This window comes from Streptomyces olivochromogenes (genome assembly GCF_001514115.1).
GTDB lineage: Bacteria > Actinomycetota > Actinomycetes > Streptomycetales > Streptomycetaceae > Streptomyces > Streptomyces olivochromogenes.
The window spans coordinates 1-20,963 of the sequence record NZ_KQ948485.1 but is presented as its reverse complement, the minus strand read 5'-3'; the positions used below and the strand labels follow the sequence as shown (position 1 = coordinate 20,963).

Sequence of the window (20,963 nt, the reverse complement as noted above, 5' to 3'; positions counted from 1 at the left end):
GGGCGGCGGCCGAAGCCACCGCGAGACGGTCAGGCGGCGGGCTGCCGGCCCTGGTTGTCGAGGTGGCAGCGGGCGGTCAGGCGTCAGGGTCGACTTCGGGGTGCGTGAACCGCACAGGCTTGCCCAGCGACCGGGCGTAGGCGATTTCGGCTCGGGTACTGTCTCCGACGTAGTCGCCGACTAAAGCGCCTGAGTTCGAGATTTCTGAGCGCTCGGTGACCCGAACTCGGGCGGGACTTGCGTGAAGGCCAGCCCTCGTCGTCGTCCCTTCATCCAGCCAGCGGGGCGTATGTCGTGGCCGTCGCAGGCCCGATGCCATCCCTGGGTTCCCAGCTGCGGCCGTGTGTCGGCCTCGGTGCGCGGGTTCCCGAGCGTCTGCCCTCGGTACAACAGCATTCGTCGTGAACATCGCAGGCGTCACCGACGAGAGACACGTAGGGGTGTTTCCGAGAGGTCCTGACCTGCCCTGCTTCTCTGTAGATGGTGATCGTTGCCCGGTGCGGCGGTGATCCTTGCCCGATGGGTCAAGCTGGGTACACGGCGGCGATGCGGGGCAGTCGGGCGGCGATGCGTTCGTGGTCGTCGAAGTCGAAGTTCCACTCGGGGTCGAGGTCGGGGTAGCGGATCGTGAAGGTGTCGCGGGGTGGTTCGTTGCCGGTGGCGCTCTGGTAGGCGTTCCAGACGATGGTGAGGATTGCCTCGCCATCGAGGTCTCTGCCCTCGGCGGCGGCCAGTTGGATGGCGGGGAGGTCAGCCAGGCTGTCCGGGTCGTTGATGACCTGTTCAAAGGTGGTGCGGCCCTGGGCGATGAGCCAGCCGCGGAAGTAGTCGAAGCCGTCGTCGGAGCAGCCACCGTTGATCTGATACGCGGCAGCCCAGAGGGGGGCCAGGTAGGACACGGCCATCAAGTCCCACAGGATTTGCTCCGCTCGGAGGATCTCCGCCGGTTCCAGTCCAGCGAGGCGGGCAACGGCGCGGGCGGCTACGTCGTCGGCGTCCGTCGGGTCGGCGGCCTGGCAGCGGGCATCGTCGATCAGGTTCCAGAAGCGGTCGCTGTCCATGGTCAGTCCCACCAGAACTCCCAGCAGTTGAGATCGATGAGGTGCTCGGCATACGCGGTCAGGGTGGAGTGGGCGCCTTGCCAGATGTTGTCGGGGCAGAAGGCGAAGTGCTCGGCCGCAACGGCCAGGGCCTGCTCCAGTCCGCTCGGAGGTGCGGCGATGCTGAGGTGGAGGGTGCTGAGGCCGAGGGCCACGACGCGTGCGCCGAAGCGGTCTTCCCAGGTGCGTATGACGGCGGAGAACGCGGCTGTGTCGTTGTCGTAGTTGACGGGACCGTCCCAGCCGACGGTCGTCAGGGCGTCAGCCCCGCGGGGTGCTGCGACGAGGCCAAGGCGGGCGTGCGGGTGCTGGGCCATGAAGACACGCGCGAACTGCTCGGCCATTGCATCGGGCTCGGCGGAGAACGTACGACCGGGTGCGGTCCCGGGCCAGGTCTGGCCGAACGGGGCGGTGACGGCCAGGCGCTCCTCCACGGTGAGCATGTCGTCGTCCTCGTCCGTGACGGTGTAGTCGTGCCACCAGCGCGCGAGAAGTTGCTCGGGGTTGTGGTCCGCCGGAGATGACATGCGTTCCGGGGACAGTTCGCCGCAGGCCCAGGGCCGGAACTCGGGGTCGTGCGGCTCTATGGAGTCGAGCAGGAGGGGCCAGAGCGCGGAAGTGGCGTGTTCGGCGCGCAACGCCGACCACAGGTCGACGGGGGCCGGTCCGTCGCTGAGCCACAGTGGTTGCAGATCGCCGTCACCTTCTTCCGAGGTGATCATGCGGCCGGGCGGCAGGGCTACGCCGTCGGGTGGGCGGGAGTCGAGGTTCACGAGCGGATGCTAAGCCCGGGGTCTGACAGTACCCATCCGCGTGGCGGCAGCGCCGACAGAGACTACTGCTGTTGATCCCGGTATGTCCGACTCGGGAATGTTGGCATCTGTTGGCGGTGTTTCGTGATCCGCTCCTACAGTGTGGGGTGAACTGCCGATCAACTTACCTCTGCTGATTGTGAGTTGACGGATAATTCATGCCTCGTTGGAAGAAGCGGATGTAACGCAGTCCGGTCTCTGGAGTGATGTTGAAGACCGCGCACAGATGCTGTGGGTCGGCCCCGGTGACGGCGGCCTCTTCGAGGATCCGGTCCTCCCGGAGTCGCTGGGCGGTGACCGGGAGGCCACGCAGCAGGGGCTGCATCCAGCCGATGGTGACCGGGGTGCGGGTGTGAGCGGTCTGCGAGCTGATGAACAAGTGAGGGTTGCGGGTGCGCGGCCAGCGCTCGTGCCGCACGCGCGTGTAGTTCGCGGCGGCCTGTCGGGTGAAGTCGTCGAGGGGGTGGTCGACGTCGTCGAGTGAGAGCCGGCCGCGGGTGTAGTCGATAGCCGTCAACGGCAGTGCTCGGGCCTGGTGCGGGTAGAGCGCGTGGATGCCGATGAGGGCGATCAGAAACTTCAGGGCAGGGTCGCTATCGGCGGCCGCCGCTATGGTCTGGATCGCCTCGGGGCTCAGCGGCCTGGGCACCGAACTGGGCTTGGCGCCCAGACTTACGCCGCGGGCCGGGTTGGCGAACAAGAGCCGTTGGCTCTTCAGGGTCTTGAACATGTCGCGCAGCGCAACGGCTTCGGTGTGCGGTGTCGAGCACTGGGCGAGCCACTCGGTGACATCGCCGCGGGTGACCTGGCGAAGGGTGCGGTAGCGCTCGGAGCAGGCTAGGAGGAAGGGGACCGCGTGGGCGACCTGGTTGCGGACAGTGGCGGTCGAGCGGGGACGACGGCGCGGTCCTCCGTGACGCACGATGTTGATCCATGCGAGGGCTTCGTCGCGGATCTCCGGGTGCACGCTGCCCAGCCGGCGCTGGATCCACGTGTCGAGGGCGTCGGGGCGGTCGTCGTCGAGGAGGTCGAGGTCGGCGAGGACCTCGGTGACGCGGGTAATGGCACGGCGGGCTCGCTGGCGTGGCAGTGTGGCGACGGTGCTCGCCTTGATCGTCTCGTGCGGACCGTGGACGGCCGTGAGCAGGTACAAGCTCTGCTGCACGCGCTGCCGTACGCCCTGTGACCAACCTCGGGTGTCGGCGTGGATGTCAGCCTGTGCGGCGACGTAGCTGGTGAAGACCGAATCGAGCGGCTCCACATCAGGAACGGTGACGCGGGACATGTCCCGAGCGGACACGAAGAGCGGATCTTGCCTCTGCTGTGGAGCCGTGAACGAGGGGGCCCTGGGCGGGCGACGAGTCTCGGCGGGAGTGATGTCTGCCCGGGAGCGTCGACTCGCGAGGTGGACGTGCCGCACCAGGTCAGAGAGGAACAGTTGCTGCCCGGTGATGGCCGCGGTGGTCGGGTCGGGCCGCTGCCAAGTGCGCGGGACCGCGGCGGCCTGACAGTGGCACAGTCGGCACACTCCCCGCTTGAGTGGCACCGTGCGACGGCACGTCGCGCACGTGCCTGTCTGGCGGCGGTTGCGGAATGAGGTGCAGGCTCTGCAGCGGCCACGTTGGCGCCATGTGCCCCAGGCGAAGCAGTCGCGACAGCTGTCCGCGGATGACACCCGGGGGTGGCAACGGCGGCAATAGCCGCCGACGTAGTGGGCGTCGCTGCCGCAGACCTTGCAGACCGGGGCCGGAAGGTGGGGATACAGGCACTTGAAACAGCGGGTCCGACCGTACTCCGCGACCTTCTGGCCGCACTGCTGACACGGCCGCGGCCGTAGGTTCACAGCGGCGGTTCCGTACGGCCGGATCGGCGCTCCATCCTGGGACGCTCACCTGCAACTGCCACAGGTGCGGGAGCGCTTGTCGGCCTCTGGGCGCGCGCCTTCTCCGGCTCCGGGACCAGTAGGTCATTGGGCTCGCAGCCCAGGACCTCACAGATGACGTCGAGGTCGTCCAGACGGATCGTGACCGGCTGACCAGACCAGAGGTTAGACATCTTCCCAGCGCTGATCATCAGGCCTGCGTCGGCGAGCATCGACTGCAACTGCGAGGACTTCCAGATGTCGCGCTGCGCGGCGGCCAGCCGGAGGCTCCACTTCATGACGATTCCCGTCCTTGGCTATCCGGTGAACCTGGACGCGACCCGCTGGCCAGCAGAGATCCAGGCGTCCTCGATGTGGGTCTTATTGACGTGGACGTAGATCATCGTGGTGTTGATCCAGCGGTGCCCGAGCAGCTCCTGGACAGCGACGACGTTCATGCCCTGCGCGTACAGATCCGACGCGGCGAAGTGCCGCAACGCGTGCGGGGTGGCGCGGCCGACCCAGCGGGGGAGGTGGCGTTGCACCGCCTCCGCCATCGCGCCCCGGATCGCGCTCGTGCTCACGCGCTTGCACCGCCCGCCGGGGTCGCGGCGCTCGGAGGGGAACAGCGGCGCACCAGGTTCGTCAAGGTGGTCGTCGAACTCCCACCGCGGGCCTTGGAGCCACCATTCGAGAAGCTCCCGCGAGCCGTTGATGAGCGGCACCAGGCGCTCCTTCTTCTGGCCGCGGCTACCTTTGCCGCGCAGCAGTACCTTGCCGAAGGTCCCCAGGTCCCAGTGGATGTCATCGACTTCTAGAAGGCACAGTTCAGAGACCCGCGGGCCTATGAGGCTGGCCAGTCGGCAAGCAGTGTAGTTGCGGACGGACGGCGCGTACGTCCGAGCCGCATGCAGGTCGTCGCGCCATCCGGCGAAGAGCCGGTCGACGTCCGCAGCTGGCGGCGGGAGGACGCCGTCGCCGACGTGGCCCGACTCGACGCCTACGCCGCGCGCGAGGTCCTGCACCATCCCGCCACGAGCACCGCCCCGAGCGCCGACCGGGACGCCGCCCTCAACGCGGTGATCACGGCAGCGGGGCTCGGGGCCGGCGTCCTGCCCGCTGGCCACCGGCAGTCGCTGTCCCATGCCGTCGCCCTCGCCGAGACCGAACTGGGGCATCTGCTGCAGGACGACAAGGCGGCGCCCGACAATCCCCCAGAGGAGGTACCGCAACCCACATGATTGATCGAACACAGCATCACAGCACGCCGCACTCGGCCACACAAGGAGAGGGTCCGGTATTCGAAATCCGGTTCTAGATTTCGCCCGCGCGCACCCGTGACGGCGACAGGAGACCCCCCGTTACCCGATCACCTGTCCGCATCCCACCCCGAGGAGTCTTCATGCATCCCGTACGCCGCTCTGCGCTCGTTCATCCTGCGTTCGAAAACACCGCCATCTCCTCGGACACCACCGCCCACCCTCTTGCCGGCCGCGCCGCCCTCCTCACCGACGCGTCACGACCGGATACGAGGTACCTGGCATGACGGACTCCACCCGCCTTCCGTTCCCCCTCGCCTACAGCCCACATCACGGCAACCCGCTCGTGACCGCTCGCGGCCGGCGCACTGTGGAGCGCCTGATGCAGGAGGGACGACGTTGAGCGACGCTCCTCATCTGCTGATCGCCGACGTGGCTCAGGTCCTGCTCCGGGCGAACGGCGCCGCCCTGTGTGTGCGCCGCAAAGCCGAGGCGGTCCTCGCACCCGGACAGCTCACCGTCGTGGGCGGCCATCTGATGGCCGGCGAACCGCTCGACCGCGCCGCGCGGCGCGAAGCGATGGAAGAGACGGGGATCCGCATCAGCGCCGACCAGCAGGACTTCTGCGGCCTCGTCCACCACCACGAACCCGGCGAAGGCATGGACCGGATCACCGCCGTGTTCGTCGCCCAGTCCTGGACCGGGGAGCCGCACAACGCCGAGCCAGACAAGCACGAAGGGCTGTTCTGGGTGCCGATGGAGAAACCCCCGCCGGACTGCCACCCCTACAGCGTCGCCATCTTCCACATGGTCACCCACGGCCCGTCGTACCGGGCCCTGAACTGGCCCACCTCGGGAGGCGCCCGGTGAAGAGGTTCTTCGGACCGGTGAAGATGGCCGAACCCCAGGTCTCCGACGCCGAACAGGAGCTGTTCGGCGGACCGCTGCGCTACGACATGGGCTGGTCTCAGCACGAGCACGCGGGCCTGGACCTGACCATGACGTCCGCGCTGCGCTCCATGCCCGCGCTCGTCGGCGCCACCCTGCGCATGGCGTGGCAGGCCGACCGGCGCGCACTGCTGGCCGTGGCGGTCAGCGAGATCGGCCAAGGCATCGCCGCGGCCATCGGCCTGCTCGCCATCAACGCCGTCATGCACGCCCTGCTCGCCGGAAGCGGCAGCGCCGCCGAGAGACTGCACGCGCTGTTACCCGGCCTGCTGGCCGCCGCCGCCATCGGTGTCGTCAACTCCGCCCTCTCTGCCTGGTCCACCTCCCGCGCGGGACGCCTGGAACCGAAGGTCGAACGGATCGCCACCACCCAGTACCTGGCCGCCGCCGCCAGCGTCGAGCTGGAAGCCATCGACGACCCCGACTTCCGACGGCTCGTCGACATCGCCCAGCACGGCCCCGGCTCCGCCCGCCGCATGATCAGCGCCTGCGTAGCCGCCCTGAACGGCCTCATCTCCCTGATCACCACCGCCGGCGTCCTCGCCGTCCTCCACCCCGTCCTGCTGCCCATGCTGATCCTCATCGCCGCCCCACGCGGCTGGGGCGCCATGCGCGTGGCCCAGGAGCGGTACGTGTCGGTGATGAGCTGGATCGAGCACGTGCGGGCCAGTCGGCTCATCGGCAACCTGCTCACCGAGCGCACCGCCGCCCAGGAGGTCCGCCTCCACGCCGTCGGCGCCTTCCTCCTCAGCCGCTACCAGCGCATGGCCGAGAGTGCCGAGGCCGAACAGGCACGCCTCGCCTCCAGCAAAGCCCTGACCGAATGGGTCGCCTCCGCGCTGTCCGGCCTGGCGTTGGCCGCGACGTACGGGGCCATGTTCTGGCTGGTCCTGGCCGGTCACATGAGCCTCGCCATCGCCGGCACCGCCGTGATCGCGGTGCGGACCGGATCGGCGAGCCTGGGCGGACTGGTGATGAACATCAACCAGTTACACGAGGAGTCCCTCTATGTCCGCGACCACGGCCGGTTCCTGACCCAGGCCGCGCAGCGCACCATCCCCGCGGGCGGCGACCCGGTGCCCGAGCAGGTCAAGGAAGTCGTCCTCGACGGCGTCACCTACCACTACCCCGACCGTGACACGGCTGCCCTGGAGCAGGTGTCGCTGACTCTGCCGATGGGGTCGGTCACCGCCGTGGTGGGTGAGAACGGCTCCGGCAAGAGCACGCTGATGAAGATCCTGTCGGGCATGCTGCTGCCCCAGGCTGGCACCCTGCGCTGGGGCGAGGCGGACATCAGCGACCTCGACCGCTCCCAGGTCTTCGAGCGCGTCTCCCTGCTCACCCAGGATTTCCAGCGCTGGCCCGTGACCGCCGCGCTGAACATCCGCCTCGGCCGCCCCGCCCACGCCGCCACGCCGCAGGATCTGCAGCCCTCCGTCGACTATGCCGGAGCAGGCCCGGTCATCGCCAAACTCCCCGACGGTCTGCGGAGTCTGCTGGCCCGCATGTTCCGCGGCGCCATCGAACTGTCCGGCGGGGAATGGCAGAAAGTGGGTCTCGCCCGCACGCACTGGCGTAGCTCAACATCGCAGGCGGACAGCGTCCTCATCGTCGACGAGCCCACCTCTGCTCTGGACCCCGAAGCCGAGATCGAAGCCTTCGACCGTATCCGCCGTCTCGCCGCTCCGAACAGGGCCGTCGTCCTGGTCACTCACCGCATGTCCGGCGTCCGCCACGCCGACCGCATCTACGTCCTCACTCACGGGCGCCTCGCCGAACACGGCACCCACGAAGAACTCATCGCCGCACAGGGGCGGTACGCCGCAATGTTCGACGCGCAGGCCGCCCAGTACGCCCCCAACGCCAGCATTCCGAAGCCCGCCGCACCCACCGTCGCGGATCCCGCATGACCCGCTCGACCGAAAGGCCCGCCGTGACGACACCTCCCACCACCGGCCTCGACGAGGCGGGCGCACTGCGCCACCAGCTGGCCGACCAGCTCGCCGCCGCCGGCCACATCCGCACCCCCGCGGTCGACAAGGCCCTGCGCACCGTGCCCCGGCACGCGTTCGCCCCCGAAGTACCTCCCCAGAAGGCATACGCGAACGACATCGTCGCCACCTGCCACAGCGACGACGGCCGCATCACCAGCTCCATCTCGGCACCCTGGCTGCAGGCCGACATGCTGGAAGCCGCCCGCATCCAGCCCGGCCACCGCGTCCTGGAGATCGGCTCCGGCGGCTACAACGCTGCCCTGATCGCCGAACTCGTCGGCCCCACCGGCGGCGTCACCACCCTCGACATCGACCCGGGCGTCACCGACCGCGCCACCCGCTACCTGGCCCAGACCGGATACGACCGCGTCCGCGTGGTCACCGCCGACGCCGAGCACCTGCCCGTCGACATCGTGCCGGACGGCGGCTTCGACGCCATCCTGGTCACCGTCGACACCTGGGACCTGCCCTGGATTGACGCCCTCGCCAACGGCGGACGCCTCGTCGCCCCGCTACGTCTGCACCAGTACACCTGGGCCATCGGCTTCACCAAGCACGACGGGGCTCTCCACAGCGACGAGCCGCTCATCGTCTGCGGATTCGTCGCCATACAGGGAGCCGGCGCATGGGACACGAACCGGCGCACCGTCCCGGGCGCCGGCGTCCACCTGTCCTGGGAGGACGGCACCCCACTGCCCGCCGACCAGCTCGCACCGGCCCTCACCCGCGAGCCGTTCGTGGCGCACACCCACGTCACCGTCGGCGGCCAGCAGCCCTTCGACGCCCTCACCCTCTACCTGGCCGGCGCCCTGCCCGGCTTCTGCCGCCTCTCGGTCGACCCCGACGGCGACAACAGGGTCCAGAACCCGCCACCCAAGCACTGGCCCGGCGCCGCGATCGTACGCGGCCCCTCCCTCGCGCGACTGGCCACCGAACGCATCTCCGACGGAGACGACGGCAACGGCGTGTACGAGCTGGTCGTCCACGGCTACGGTCCCCACGCCCACCTGGCCGCCCAGGAGATGACCGAACAGGTCCAGCACTGGCAGCACAACCACCGCGCCGCACTCTGTCCGCGGATCACCATCCACCCCTTGGCCGACGACGGTCCCACGCCCGCGACCGACGATCCGCACGTCTACGTCAAGAAGCACACCTACGTCACGATCGACTGGCCGATCATTCCCGGCACGGCGGCCCTACTCACCGACGACAAGGGCCGCTACCTGCTCCACCTGCGCTCGGCGAACAAACCGATCTGGCGTCCGGGGCAGTGGGCCCTGCTCGGCGGCAACACCGAGAGGGGCGAGACCTGCGACGAGGCCATCGTGCGCGAACTCGACGAGGAGATCGGGCTCGCCATCCCGGACCTGACGGGCTTCGTCACGCTGGACACGCTGAGTGCAAACGGGTCATTCAAGGACCGCGTGCGTGTCTACCACGGCACGCTGAACACCCCTGCGCACGAGATCGAACTGTGCGAGGGCATCCAACTGCGCTGGACCCACATCGAGGAAACAGCGGAGATGACCATGGACCCCGGCACCGCCGCGGTCCTCCACGCCCACCACAACGCGCACCATCCCCCTGGCAGCCGCGACAGAACTCTTCCCGTGGTGGAGGTCCGCGAGACCCGCGATCAACGCACCCGCAACATCATCGGCACCCACCTCGTCCTCATCCGGGACGGGGCCGTCCTCTTGGGCAAACGCCACCCGAGCAGCGCCTTCGCCCCGTCGACCTGGCACCTGCCCGCCGGCCACCGCGAAGACATGGAATCCGCCGTCACCTGCATGGTCCGGGAAGCGGAGGAAGAGACCGGACTCCGCATCGCTGAGCACGACTTGTCGCTCGTCCACGTCCTCGACCTGCTCGACCCCGGGAGCACGATCCCGCGTGTGGGGTTGTTCTTCGCTCCCTCCCGCTGGGAGGGCGAGCCCCTCGTACGCGAACCGGAGTGCTGCACCGAATGGCGCTGGTGGCCGCTAGACGTCTTGCCCGAGCCCATCGTGGAGTACACGCGTGTCGCGTTGGACGCCATCTCCCGCGGCGCGCTCTACACCCCCATGGGGTGGTCCTGACGGGGCCGCACGCAACCGACCGGCCCAGGCGGCTACCAGCGGGGTCCACTGCCCTGCCGTCGCCAGTGCCGCTACCAAGAAGGGTGTGCTTCCGCACATGTTCACCACGCAGGACGAGTGGGACCGCGGCTACACCGAAGGGCGCCGCTACCGGCCACTCACCGACACCGAACGCTCGCTGCTCGCCACGCATGTGCCGCCTGCTGCCGGGGGGCGGGCTCTTGAAGTGGGATGCGGGACCGGCGAACTCGCCGCACACCTGTCCTCATCCGGCTACACCGTGGACGCCATCGACTGGTCCGAGACCGCCCTCGCCGAAGCCAGCACCCGCCACGGTGACGCCGCTCGCTGGCTTCGCCTCGACGTCGAGGAGGACGACGGGGCTGCCCTGCACGCCGGCGGCTACGACCTGATCACCCTGCGATTCGTCGCTCCGTTCCTCAGCGCCCGCGACCGCACCCTGGACGCGCTGGGCCAGCGGCTGCGGCCGGGTGGCGCCCTCGTGATCATCACCCCGCTCGCCGCCGACACTCCAACCGAACGGCGCGGTATCGCCCTCGACGAGGACGAACTCGCACGCCTGCAGAGCCAGTGGGCGGCTGCGGAGCGGCACGATGCCGACGGGTTGGTCTTCCTCGTCCTGCGGAGGGCGCGCCAGGACGAGGCCGCACCGCACGTCGCAGCGCAGCGCACGCCGTCGAGTGCCCGCAACGGGGAAAGTGCCTCCCGGCGCGAGCATCACTTCCACCTCTTGAGGCGCTACTACCGGCAGGTGGAGTCGGGACACAAGACGATCGAGGTCCGCGTCGCCACCCCCGAGAAGGCGGCCGTCCAAGTCGGGGACGCCATCGTCTTCCACGACCGGGACAGCGACCGGGAACTCGACATCATCGTGAAGCGGATCACCCCGTACGCCTCGTTCGATGACCTGCTCAGCACGGAGGACCCCGCCCGCATCGACCCGGACGGACCGCGCGACGAGCTGCTCGTCAACCTCCGCAGCATCTACCCGCCGGCCAAGGAGGCGCTCGGCGCCCTCGCCTTCGAGTTCGAGTTCGAGTTCGACCACCGACCCGCACGGCCCGGCCGCCCCATGCCGATGACACCCTCGCAGTACGCGCAGACCGTTCCCCATCACACGGTGTACGGCTGCCTGTACGTCCGTGACGAGCACGATCGGCCGGTACAGCTGCGCTCGGTCTACGGATCCCGGCTCTGGCAGTTCCCGGGCGGCAACCTCGACGCGCAAGGAGAAGACCCGCTCCAGACCGCCCAGCGCGAAGCGGTCGAAGAGACCGGTCTCGAACTCGGCTTGGAGATGCCGAGGCTGCTCCTGACGCATTTCCTGCACGCCGGGCCCCGGATGCCCTTGAACAAAGTGGGTCTCATCTTCGACGGAGGCCGGCTCAGCGGGGACCAGCTCCGCCGGATCCACCTCGATCCCGCGGAGCACGACATGTGGGCCGTCCACGACCTCGTCGGCTGGCAGGAGTTGATGGCGCCTCGGGCCTTCGCCCGTCTCGATGCCACCGAGCGGGCCCGGCGCGGCGAAGGCCCGGGCTACCTCATCACGCACACCTGACCGCGTTGCGCAGCCCACCGAGGAGACACCGTGCCCGTCGAGGACATCAACACCCAAGCCTGGAACGTCTACGGCCAGCGCCAACTGGCCCGCGCCTACATGCCGCCCATCCCCGACCGCCTGGCCTGGACGCCCTGGGAGGGGGTCGGACCGGGTGCGGAAGTCCTCGGCGACATCACCGGCCGGCGTGTCCTGGACATCGGCTCGGGGGCCGGCCACCACGCCGTGCATCTCGCCGAGGCCCACGGCGCTCGCGTCACCGGGATCGAGCTGTCGCCGACCCAGCACGAACGCGCCGCCTCCACACACGCGGATGTTCCGGATGTGGAATTCGCGCAGGGGGATGTGGCCGAGTACCTCGCCGAGGCTGAGCCGTTCGATGCCGCGTACGCCATCGGCACGCTGCCATTCATCGACCCGCACCGCGTGCTGCCCGCACTGCGCGACGGCCTACGCCCTGGCGCGCCGCTGATCCTCTCGCTCCTGCACACCGACCTGCACGGCCGCGGCCCGTCCACGGAGGTGGCACCCCGCGAGCAGATGATCTTGCTGCGTGACGACCCGCCCCTGCCGACCCAGATGTGGGTCCTTGCACCGCAGCTGTGGGAGGACCTGCTCACCGAGTACGGCTTTCGCGTCGAGGCCATCGATCTGCTGCACCACCCCGAGGAGAGTGCCCCGGTCATCCAGCAGCTCATCCGGGCCCGCCGCCTGCACGACCGGCCGGCGCGGGTTTCCAGCCGCTCCCGCAGCGCCAAGCCCGCGCTGGCGCACGCGGCCGTGGGTGTCGGCGCGATCCTCCTCAGCGAGCAGGGGCTGCTTCTGGGCCGCCATCGTCACGGCACCCTCGGACTGCCCGGCGGAACCGTCGAGGCCGGGGAGTCCTTCGAAGCCGCGGTAGTCCGCGAACTCCGCGAGGAGACCGGTCTGATCGCCTGCCCTGCCGACGTCAAACTCCTGGGAACGCTCGTCGACCACGTCGAGGGTGTCCTGCGGGTCACCGTGAGCGCGCACGTTCACGCCTGGCGGGGACAGCCGGCCACGCAGCCAAACGAGAGCGTCGGCGACTGGGCCTGGCATCCCCTCGATCAACTTCCCGACGGCCTGTTCGTGTGCAGTGCACAGATCCTCACGGCCTGGCGTCCCGACCTGCCCGTCGACCACACCCCCGCGCACTTCACGCCCTGGACATCGCTGACCAGTTGTCGCGCTGGTGTGAGCAGGGGCGGGCCTTCGCTGTCGCGACCGTGGTCGCGGTCCACGGCAGCGATCCCAGGCAACCGGGCGCGGCGCTGGCCGTCGACGTCGACGGCGCCGTCATCGGGAGCGTGTCGGGAGGATGCGTGGAGGCGGCCGTCTACGACCTGTGCCGTGAAGCACTGGCGTCCGCCGCCTGCACGATCCAGCACTTCGGTTACTCAGACGAGGACGCCTTCGCGGTGCTCACCGCACCGGCTGCCTCGGGCACCGATCTCGATCGTGCCCGTGCGCCCTGTCTCCAGGACCACAGTGGCCTCGGCACGCGCCGTCGCCTCCAGGGCCGTATCGCCGAAGCCGCCCGCGTAAAAACCGTCTGCCCGTACGAACAGCGCCCCACCCATCAGGTCGGACGGCCCGCGGCCGACCCTGGCCACTGCCACAGCATCTGCCGCAGCTGCGGTGGCGGCGAAGCTCCGGCAGACGGCCGTCACGATCTCCGGCACCGTCCCGGTCAGGGCGGTCGGGTCATTGCGTCCAGGCGGACGACGACCATGGCGATGTCGTCGCTTGCGCCGCTGGTGAGGTCCAGGCCGGCCAGGAGGGCGTCGGCGAGGTGTTCCGCGCCGAACCCGGTGCAGGTGGCGAGCGTGTCGGTCAGGCGGGTCAGGCCGGTGTAGATGTCCTCACCGCGGCGTTCGATCAGGCCGTCGGTGTAGAGGATGAGGGTGTCGCCCGGGGTGTAGGTGGTAGTGGCCTGGGGGCGGGGGACGTGTTCGGGGCGGCCACCCAACGGTGGGTCGGTGGCCTGGTCGAGCAGCTCGCACGTGCCGTTAGGGTGCAGCAGGACGGGCGGGGGGTGGCCAGCGCTGCTGTAGATGAGTAGATGGCTGTGGCAGTCGACGAGGACCTGGACGGCGGTGGCGGCCAGTGCTCCCTCGACCGAGCGGGCGTACAGCCCCAGGACCTCCAGTGCTTGGGCGGGGCCGTGGACGGTGCGGGTGGCGGCGCTCAGCGCGCTGCGGAGCCTGCCCATGACGGTGGCTGCCATCAGCCCGTGGCCGACCACGTCGCCGACCGCGACGGCGAAGCGGCCTGCGGGCAGGTCGACCGCGTCGTACCAGTCGCCGCATACGTTCAGTGATCCGGTCGCAGGCAGGTAGCGCACGGCGACGTCAGGGTGCCGGGCCAGGTCAGGAGTGTGGAGCATGGTTTCCTGCAGGGCGACGGCGATGCGCCGTTCACGGGCGTGCGCCTGCCGCAGTTCCTCGTTCAGCCGCTGCAGCTGCCGTGCCCGGGCGTACAGCTCGGCTTCCATGGCCGCTTCCCGGCCGGGGCTGACCGACGGCAGCTGCGCCGTGCGGCGGGCGCGGACGACGTCGGTCATGTCCTCGGACCGGTGGAGGATCCAGGCGACCTTGCCGTCCGGGCCGAGGACGGGCACGTTGATCGCGGTCCACCACCGCTCCTTGAACACCTCGGGGTTGCCAGCGACCGGGATGTCGTACCTCTGCAGCGCCATGTGATCGGTCTGGCCGGAGGACAGGACACGGTGTAGTGAGGCTTTCAGCATCTCCATCCCGTCGGCCTCCGGGTCGGCGGGGTTGTCCGGGAAGACATCGAAGAGATACTGCCCGACCAGCTCGCTGCGGCTGCGTCCGGTCACCTCGCACAAGGCCGGGTTGGCAGCGGCGATCACCAGGTCCGTGCCCAGCATCAGGCACGGGCTCGGAAGGACGGCGAACACCGCCGTGTAGTCGATCTCTGGTGCCGTCACACGTGTGTCCCTGCGAGTTGCTCCCTCTTCAATCTACGAACCGCCCTGCCCATGCGCCCGCCGAGCACCCTGGGCAGCGGGGGTCGCGACGTGCATCCCTCCACCCGGCATGCGCCCTGGCCGGGGCCCCTCTCACTGCGTGGTGTCCTGGCCCGGTGATCTCGGCGCCGCCGGAAGGACCGCCGGCCGCCCCGGCAGATCCACTCCTGTGGCGTACACGCCCCCTGCCCTGCGGATCCTCGCGGTTGGCGAGTGACAGCGTCGCGGGAAGAGGCTTAACGCAGGGCCAGGCGGTGCGGGCGGGCCGTGGAGGGCCGAGCGGCTGCGCAGCGCACCGAGGAGGCCCACCGAGAACGACACCGCCCGGCGTCTGGGAGTGCTGGCCGGGAGGGTGCCCAGGCCACCATCCGTGGACCCGGCCGCGCGATCTAGCGGGGCCGGCCCTAGCCTCCCGCCATGACTGAGACCCTGACGCCGACTCCCGATGATGCCTTCGAGATGCTGCTGGCGGGCAACCACCGGTTCGTCACCGGCTCGCCCGAGCACCCCAACCAGGACGCCGCACGCCGCGCCGAGACCGCCCCGGCCCAGAATCCCTTCGCGGTGCTGTTCGGCTGCTCCGATTCCCGGCTGGCCGCCGAGATCATCTTTGACCAGGGGCTCGGGGATCTGTTCGTGGTGCGTAACGCCGGGCATGTCGTCGGCGCGGAGGCGTTGGGAAGTATCGAGTACGGCGTGAGTGTGCTGGACTGCCCGCTGGTCGTGGTGCTGGGCCATGACTCGTGCGGGGCCATCGCAGCTGCCCGCGCTGCCGCCGACGGCGGCCGGGTGCCCTCCGGCTTCGTCCGTGACGTGGTCGAGCGTGTGACCCCGAGTGTGCTGGCGGCCCGCGCCGCCGGGCGCGAGCAGCCCGAGGAGATCCTGGCCGAGCACATAAGGCACACCGTCGATCTGCTGCTGGAACGCTCCCGCGTGCTGGCCGAGCGAGTGTCCGCCGGCCGACTTGCCGTGGTGGGTCTGTCCTACCGCCTGGCCGACGGCAGTGCACAACTGGTCGCCTCCCACGGCCTGAGCAGGGCTGCTGCCCCCACACGGTGAAACCCGCTGCCGGCCGCCCGGTGTTCAGTGCTGCTGGAGGCCGGGGACCGAGGAGGGCCGGGGCCCCGCGGCGGAGCCGGTTGGCGATCGCCAGTCCCAGCCCCTCCTCCGCCGGCAGGTACGCGATGATGAGGTCGCACCCTTGCTGGTCGAGCTCGCGCAGGCACCCGTACAGCCCGCGCGCGTAGGCGGCCAGCGAACCGGGCACCGCCACCACGGCCTGCACCCTCACCGGAGCGCCGGCAAAGGAGGGGGGAAGGAAGACGCCCACCTGGTGCCCCAGCTCCTGCACGAGCTCCGCCTCGGCGACGACCTTCTCAGGCTCGACGAGGACGACCCGTGCACGCGGCGCGTAGTGGGACGGATGCTGGCCCGGCACCCGGACACGGCTGCTCGGGGGGGGGGACCGCGAGGGGGAACCCCAGCACCGCTTGGAGGTCCTCGCGCGTCACCCCGCCGGGCCGCAGGATACTCGGGATCTCGGCCGTGGCGTCGACGATGGTGGACTCGACGCCGACTTCGCAGGGGCCGCCGTCCAGGACGAAGTCGACGGCGTCACAGAGCTCCGCACGGACGTGGTCCGCCGTGGTGGGGCTGACCGAACCGAAGCGGTTGGCGGACGAGGCCGTGACACCGCCGCCGAAGGCCGACAGCAGCGCGAGCGCCACGGGGTGGTCGGGCACGCGCACAGCCACCGTCTCCAAACCACCCGTCGCTTCAAGGGGCACCCGGCGACCGCGCCGCAGCACCAGCGTGAGCGGACCCGGCCAGAAACGTTCGGCCAACAGGCGCGCCGTCGCGGGCACGTCCTCGACCCCAGTCGTCCAGCTGCTCCGCGCCGCCGATGTGGACGATCAGCGGGTGCGAGGGCGGACGTCCCTTGACCTGGAAGATGCGCGCGACAGCGGCGGGATCCTCGGCATTGGCGCCCAGACCGTAGACGGTCTCGGTCGGGAGGGCCACGAGGCCGCCGCCGCGCAGCACACCGGCCGCCTTCTCGATGTCACTGGTTCTTGCCGTCACGCCGGCAATCCTCCCACTGTTCCGCCTCCCCTCATTTCTGTGGAGACCGGTCCACGCTCATGGAGCGACGACCCATCGGGCGGCATCACGGGCGACGCAAGCGGCGGCGTACTCCGTTCCGGCGACGAAGCGCATCATCGGGCCGAACATCGGCGCGGCCAGTGAACCAGTGACGTACAGGCCAGGCACGGATGTTTCGAACGTGCTGGTCAGCCGAGGGGCCTTGGAGCCGGGCACGCGGACGACACCGCGCCGTAGCGCCGGAGCGAGAAACGCGAGCGCGTCGATGTCGAGGCGGTAGCCAGTGGCGGCCAGCATATGGTCGACGGCCAACCTCTCCGAACCGCCCGGGCCGGTGAGCTCCAGCCGGGCAGTGGAGCCGGATGCCTCGGCGCGAGTGACACGGCACGAGGTACGCACCGGCACGACACCCTCGACCCGGTCGCGCAGCCACCAGCCGCCCGAGGGCCCCAGCGCCCGGTGGAACAGCAACAGCCGGGAGCCGCCGCACCCCGCCTGGTGCCCGGCAGACCGCGGCGAGTGTCCAGCCCGTCCCCAGGGGGAAGCAGGCTGCGCGAGCCGCTGCGGCCAAGGCCGGTTCGGCTGCGGAACCGAGCCCCACCGAACGCTCCGCTCCCGCACCAGCACCTGGACGTGGGCTTCGGCCTCGTGCAGCAGCGCGGCGCTCTCCAGCGCGGACTGGCCTCCCCCGATGACCGCGATCCGCTGTCCGGCGTACCGCGACAGGTCGCTGTGGTGGCTGGTGTGCGACACCAGGGCCCCGGCTCCCGCTCCTTCCGGCGCGAGGCGCAGCAACTCCTTCGGTATGTACGCCAGTCCGTTCAATCCGGTCGCCACCACGACGGCCGCCGCCGTCAGCTGCCGGCCGTCGTCGAGTCCCACGACGAACCCGGGAGCGCTCGGGCCGCGGTCGACGCTCGCGACCCTGGCGGGTTCCACGTCACCGACGTACCGCTTCTGGAACCGCTGCCCGTAGCGCACGAACACGTCGCACGGGATCGGTGTCAGCTCCGTCAGCTCCGACTCACCGTGCAGGCGCCGGAAGTCGGATAGTCCCCCCGATTCGGGCGCCGACAGATCGGTGGCATCCGGGGTCGACTTCAGGAACATCCCCGTGGCCATGGCATGCCGCCAACTGCCCATCACCTCCCCGCTGCTCCCCGCACCCGCGGGGATGTTCCCACCTGCCGGTGCAGTGGCATGTGCCAATTTCCTGCTCCCCGCACCCGCGGGGATGTCCCCTTGACGGCGTTGCTTGGGAGGCTGTCACGTCGACGGGGTGCGGAGTACAGCATCGCGCCACCGTCCCGCCCTGCCGACGATTGGGGCAGCCCAGTGTCCTCGAGATGGCGCGCGCCCGGGGGCATCGCCACAGGGTTACTGGCGTCCCGTCCGGCCCCGACATTGAGGCCGCCCTGGACGACTCCGGCAACGGCTGGCCACGCAAGTGGCCGCACGAGGACCAGACTGAGGTCACGCCTGTCCCAAGAGCCTTGCCGACGCGTCCCAAAGGAACCTGGACGGCCCGCGCCAGCACGGATGAGCATGCCCTTCGAGCCTGGCCCTGCGTCCGCCCAATGCGCGGTGGCCGAAACATTCCCGGAGCTGCGGGTGCCACCTGCCCGCCTGTCCGCCTCGCCGATCACCGGGGCACCCAGGGCGGCTAGCTTCCGGAGACTGCGGCCAGGCCACTGCCCTCGCTTGCAGACGCTCTCGCGCATCTCCGAACCGACACAGTCCTGCTGACCGGCCGTACCAGAAAGGGCGCCTTTCAAACACCCGCGTAGCTGTCTGCCGGCACGCGCATCGCGTCCACTCTCCAGCACCTCGCCGCTCACCCTTCTCACGCCGCGTCAGCGGCCGGCGCGGAGGCCTGCCGACGCGCAACCATGCTGAGCCGGCCTCGATCCCCGAGGCCGTCGCGTCGACCCAGCCCGCCCACCACCCTTCTTTCTTCTCCACCGGGCATGGGAGCAGCGGCAGCAGAGGGGATGTCAGGCCCCCGACCATGCGGAAATTGGGGGCTGACCTGGGCCTACGCACAGGCGCTGACAGGAGGTAGGGAACCCTTGATGCAACAGTCAGGTGCAACAGTGGCCGCAGTAGATGGTTCCAACAGTTGGTGCCTCACCACCTTCCGCTCACAGGAGATGACCAACTCATCGCCGTGTCCCAGCCCGCCCCGGTCGGCGGGACACGAAGGAGCGTTGACCGTGCTTCGTGGCAACGAACCCGAGCGGATCGGGCGCACCAGCGAAACCTGCTTCAGCCGTCGCCGACGCTCCCGACAGCCGGCCGCCTTGGTGGCGTTGAACAGATCCGCGAGACCAAACCAGGATTGCGCAGCGACACACCCGCAGGATGGCCGCGGCGCTGCGAAAAGGATCCCCGCGGGTCCCGGAAGAGGCGTTGGCGATCTACGTGAATCCACGGCATCGTTCCGCCCGGCAGGACTCGGGGCGCACGCACCGACGAGTCGGCCGGTGGCGGCGGGTGTTGAGCCCGGCGCAAGGCTCATCGAGGCTACTCGCGCACTGACATGGCCCGGACGGGTGCGGCCGAGAGCTCGACGACCGATCAAGATCCCAGCATCTCGACCGCAGACTGCCGTGGTCGGCCCTGTGGTCGGGGCCGACCAGACGCCCCCGTCACCACATGGTTGCCCCACACGGCGGTAGCAAGCCACCCAAGTGCGCATCCTGCGCGCTCTTCCCTCCCTCCTTGCGGCCCCCTGGCGCAGGCAGACCAATGAGGCCCCCACACCAGCTGGTTGGGGCACGCCGTGCTGCGCACCAGCAGACGAACGCTGCGCACTCGATGACGGAAGGGCCTGCGTACTGGACGCCGGAGACGACTGCGCAGTTGCGCAGCGCACGATTCGTTCGCCAGGCAGCGTCCGCAACATCCGCCTTGGGCTGCACTGCGCATCCCGCCATGACTATCGATGGCCTCGTAGTAGTGCGCGCAACTGAGCTCGCCGCCGTTCTGCGCACGGGGTGTCCGCGAGACGCACGGCACTACGAGTCACCCGGTGCCTCGGGCTTGGTCGGGCCCGTGGTCGGGTGACCACGGGCCCGACCAGGACTTTTGTGTCTGCTTCGTCATCATGGTCGGGGTCCTGTGGTCGGTGGTTTGGTCGGGGCCGGCTGGTAGTAGCGCTCGCAGCGGCCACCCCGGCACGTCCGAACAGGAGGCAGGGCGGCCTCGCCGAAGACAACGGCCCTCTGCGCACGGCCAGGGCGGCCGCCGTATCGGGCTGTGCGCAGGTTCCATCTCGGCGTGGTTGCGCACTAGCACAGACGGACGTCGTCAAGTGCGCAAGCACGTGGTGCGCAAGCACGTGGTGCGCAAGCACGTGGTGCGCAGTCGATGATCTCGGTGTGGGTGCTGTGGTGACGGCGGCTCAGCCAAAGTGCGCGTCTGATTGCAGGACCGAACGACGTCCGTGGACGGTCGCTATGACCTAGCAGTGGTCGGCGGCGGCGACACGGCGATGGAGGAAGCCACCTTCCTCTCCCGCTTCGCCAAGTCCGTGACCATCGTCCACCGCCGCGACACCCTGCGGGCCTCCAAGACCATGCAGGACCGCGCCTTCGCCGACCCGAAGATCTCCTTCGCCTGGAACAGCGAGGTCGCCTAGATCCACGCGGAGGACGGCAAACTCGCCGGGCTCACTCTGCGCGACACCATCACCGGGGAGACCTCACAACTCCCGTCCACCGGGCTCTTCGTCGCCATCGGCCACTACCCGCGCACCGACCTGGTCACCGGCCAGCTGGACCTGGACGGCGAGGGCTACCTCAAGGTCGCCTCCCCCTCCACGCGCACGAACATCGCGGGCGGGCACTCTCGCCTCGTCCACCGCACTGGTCGGCTTCGGCCTGGACTCGGTCAACGAGGTTTCCTCCGCCGCGGCGGTCGCCTGGCAGTTCTCCGCCTCCGAGCACGACGTACGCGAAGCCCGGGAGAAGACCGCGCTGCGCATCGTCGCGTTCTCCTTCTTCGCGCTCGCCGCGTATGTCGCGGTCGACTCCGTCCGCGCCCTGACGGGAACCGGAGAGGCGCAGCACTCCACGCCGGGAATCGTGCTGGCCGCCCTCTCCCTCGCGATCATGCCGTTCCTGTTCGCCGCCCAGCGCCGCGCCGGACGCGAACTCGGCTCCGCCTCCGCCGTCGCCGACTCCAAGCAGACCCTGCTCTGTACTTAGAA

13 protein-coding genes and 5 pseudogenes are annotated in these 20,963 nt (G+C 69.7%); 10 read left to right on the top strand and 8 right to left on the bottom strand.

The window, feature by feature from the left end:
- Positions 1-524 precede the first annotated feature (524 nt).
- The 5 genes from AQJ27_RS47130 to AQJ27_RS53910 all read right to left on the bottom strand — a co-directional run bounded on the left by AQJ27_RS47130 (position 525) and on the right by AQJ27_RS53910 (position 4,801).
- Positions 525-1,061, bottom strand: coding sequence for a DUF4240 domain-containing protein (locus AQJ27_RS47130; RefSeq protein WP_067384234.1), 537 nt, complete (start codon positions 1,059-1,061; stop codon positions 525-527).
- 2 nt (positions 1,062-1,063) lie between these two features.
- Positions 1,064-1,873, bottom strand: a complete 810-nt coding sequence (locus AQJ27_RS47125; RefSeq protein WP_067384146.1) for a DUF4253 domain-containing protein — start codon at positions 1,871-1,873, stop codon at positions 1,064-1,066.
- 163 nt (positions 1,874-2,036) lie between these two features.
- Positions 2,037-3,197 carry a site-specific integrase gene (locus AQJ27_RS47120; RefSeq protein ID WP_067384144.1) on the bottom strand — a complete coding sequence of 387 codons (1,161 nt, stop codon included), beginning with the start codon at positions 3,195-3,197 and terminating at the stop codon, positions 2,037-2,039.
- 554 nt (positions 3,198-3,751) lie between these two features.
- Positions 3,752-4,072, bottom strand: coding sequence for a helix-turn-helix domain-containing protein (locus AQJ27_RS47115; protein ID WP_067384140.1), 321 nt, complete (start codon positions 4,070-4,072; stop codon positions 3,752-3,754).
- A gap of 18 nt (positions 4,073-4,090) precedes the next feature.
- Entirely contained in the window at positions 4,091-4,801 is a 711-nt protein-coding gene (locus AQJ27_RS53910) for a tyrosine-type recombinase/integrase (RefSeq protein ID WP_235613939.1), read from the bottom strand.
- Between AQJ27_RS53910 and AQJ27_RS59705 the strand changes: the two genes are divergently transcribed.
- The 7 genes and pseudogenes from AQJ27_RS59705 to AQJ27_RS59690 all read left to right on the top strand — a co-directional run.
- Complete coding sequence (locus tag AQJ27_RS59705) at positions 4,682-5,014, top strand: hypothetical protein (RefSeq protein WP_067384134.1); 333 nt, start codon at positions 4,682-4,684, stop codon at positions 5,012-5,014. The genes AQJ27_RS53910 and AQJ27_RS59705 overlap by 120 nt on opposite strands.
- Before the next feature lie 417 nt (positions 5,015-5,431).
- The gene (locus AQJ27_RS47100) at positions 5,432-5,902 is read left to right on the top strand and encodes an NUDIX domain-containing protein (protein ID WP_067384131.1); all 471 of its coding nucleotides are present in this window, start codon (positions 5,432-5,434) and stop codon (positions 5,900-5,902) included.
- Positions 5,899-7,890, top strand: coding sequence for an ABC transporter ATP-binding protein (locus AQJ27_RS47095; protein WP_067384128.1), 1,992 nt, complete (start codon positions 5,899-5,901; stop codon positions 7,888-7,890). Before AQJ27_RS47100 ends, AQJ27_RS47095 begins: the two co-directional genes overlap by 4 nt.
- Entirely contained in the window at positions 7,887-10,055 is a 2,169-nt protein-coding gene (gene fxlM / locus AQJ27_RS47090) for a methyltransferase, FxLD system (RefSeq protein ID WP_067384125.1), read from the top strand. Before AQJ27_RS47095 ends, fxlM begins: the two co-directional genes overlap by 4 nt.
- A 97-nt stretch (positions 10,056-10,152) precedes the next feature.
- Positions 10,153-11,637 (top strand): methyltransferase, encoded by a 1,485-nt coding sequence (locus AQJ27_RS59700; protein ID WP_079065829.1) that lies wholly within the window; start codon positions 10,153-10,155, stop codon positions 11,635-11,637.
- Positions 11,638-11,736: 99 nt separating this feature from the next.
- Positions 11,737-12,726: pseudogene (locus tag AQJ27_RS59695) on the top strand (bifunctional class I SAM-dependent methyltransferase/NUDIX hydrolase); the annotation flags it as partial.
- Positions 12,727-12,821: 95 nt separating this feature from the next.
- Positions 12,822-13,079 (top strand): annotated as a pseudogene (locus AQJ27_RS59690) (XdhC family protein); the annotation flags it as partial.
- Between the two features lie 269 nt (positions 13,080-13,348).
- On the opposite strand, the gene AQJ27_RS47075 reads toward AQJ27_RS59690, so the two are convergent.
- Positions 13,349-14,551, bottom strand: coding sequence for a SpoIIE family protein phosphatase (locus tag AQJ27_RS47075; protein WP_235613943.1), 1,203 nt, complete (start codon positions 14,549-14,551; stop codon positions 13,349-13,351).
- A gap of 516 nt (positions 14,552-15,067) precedes the next feature.
- Here AQJ27_RS47075 and AQJ27_RS47070 point away from each other — a divergent pair.
- Positions 15,068-15,709 (top strand): carbonic anhydrase, encoded by a 642-nt coding sequence (locus AQJ27_RS47070; RefSeq protein WP_067384119.1) that lies wholly within the window; start codon positions 15,068-15,070, stop codon positions 15,707-15,709.
- Between the two features lie 37 nt (positions 15,710-15,746).
- On the opposite strand, the pseudogene AQJ27_RS47065 reads toward AQJ27_RS47070, so the two are convergent.
- Both AQJ27_RS47065 and AQJ27_RS47060 read right to left on the bottom strand, forming a co-directional pair.
- Positions 15,747-16,732 (bottom strand): annotated as a pseudogene (locus AQJ27_RS47065) (L-threonylcarbamoyladenylate synthase); the annotation flags it as partial.
- Positions 16,733-16,789: 57 nt separating this feature from the next.
- Entirely contained in the window at positions 16,790-17,962 is a 1,173-nt protein-coding gene (locus tag AQJ27_RS47060; RefSeq protein ID WP_235613940.1) for an FAD-dependent oxidoreductase, read from the bottom strand.
- Between the two features lie 2,251 nt (positions 17,963-20,213).
- Here AQJ27_RS47060 and AQJ27_RS47055 point away from each other — a divergent pair.
- Positions 20,214-20,594 (top strand): annotated as a pseudogene (locus AQJ27_RS47055) (NAD(P)/FAD-dependent oxidoreductase); the annotation flags it as partial.
- Positions 20,593-20,958, top strand: a pseudogene (locus tag AQJ27_RS47050) (cation diffusion facilitator family transporter); the annotation flags it as partial. The pseudogenes AQJ27_RS47055 and AQJ27_RS47050, both read left to right, overlap by 2 nt.
- Between the last annotated feature and the right edge of the window lie 5 nt (positions 20,959-20,963).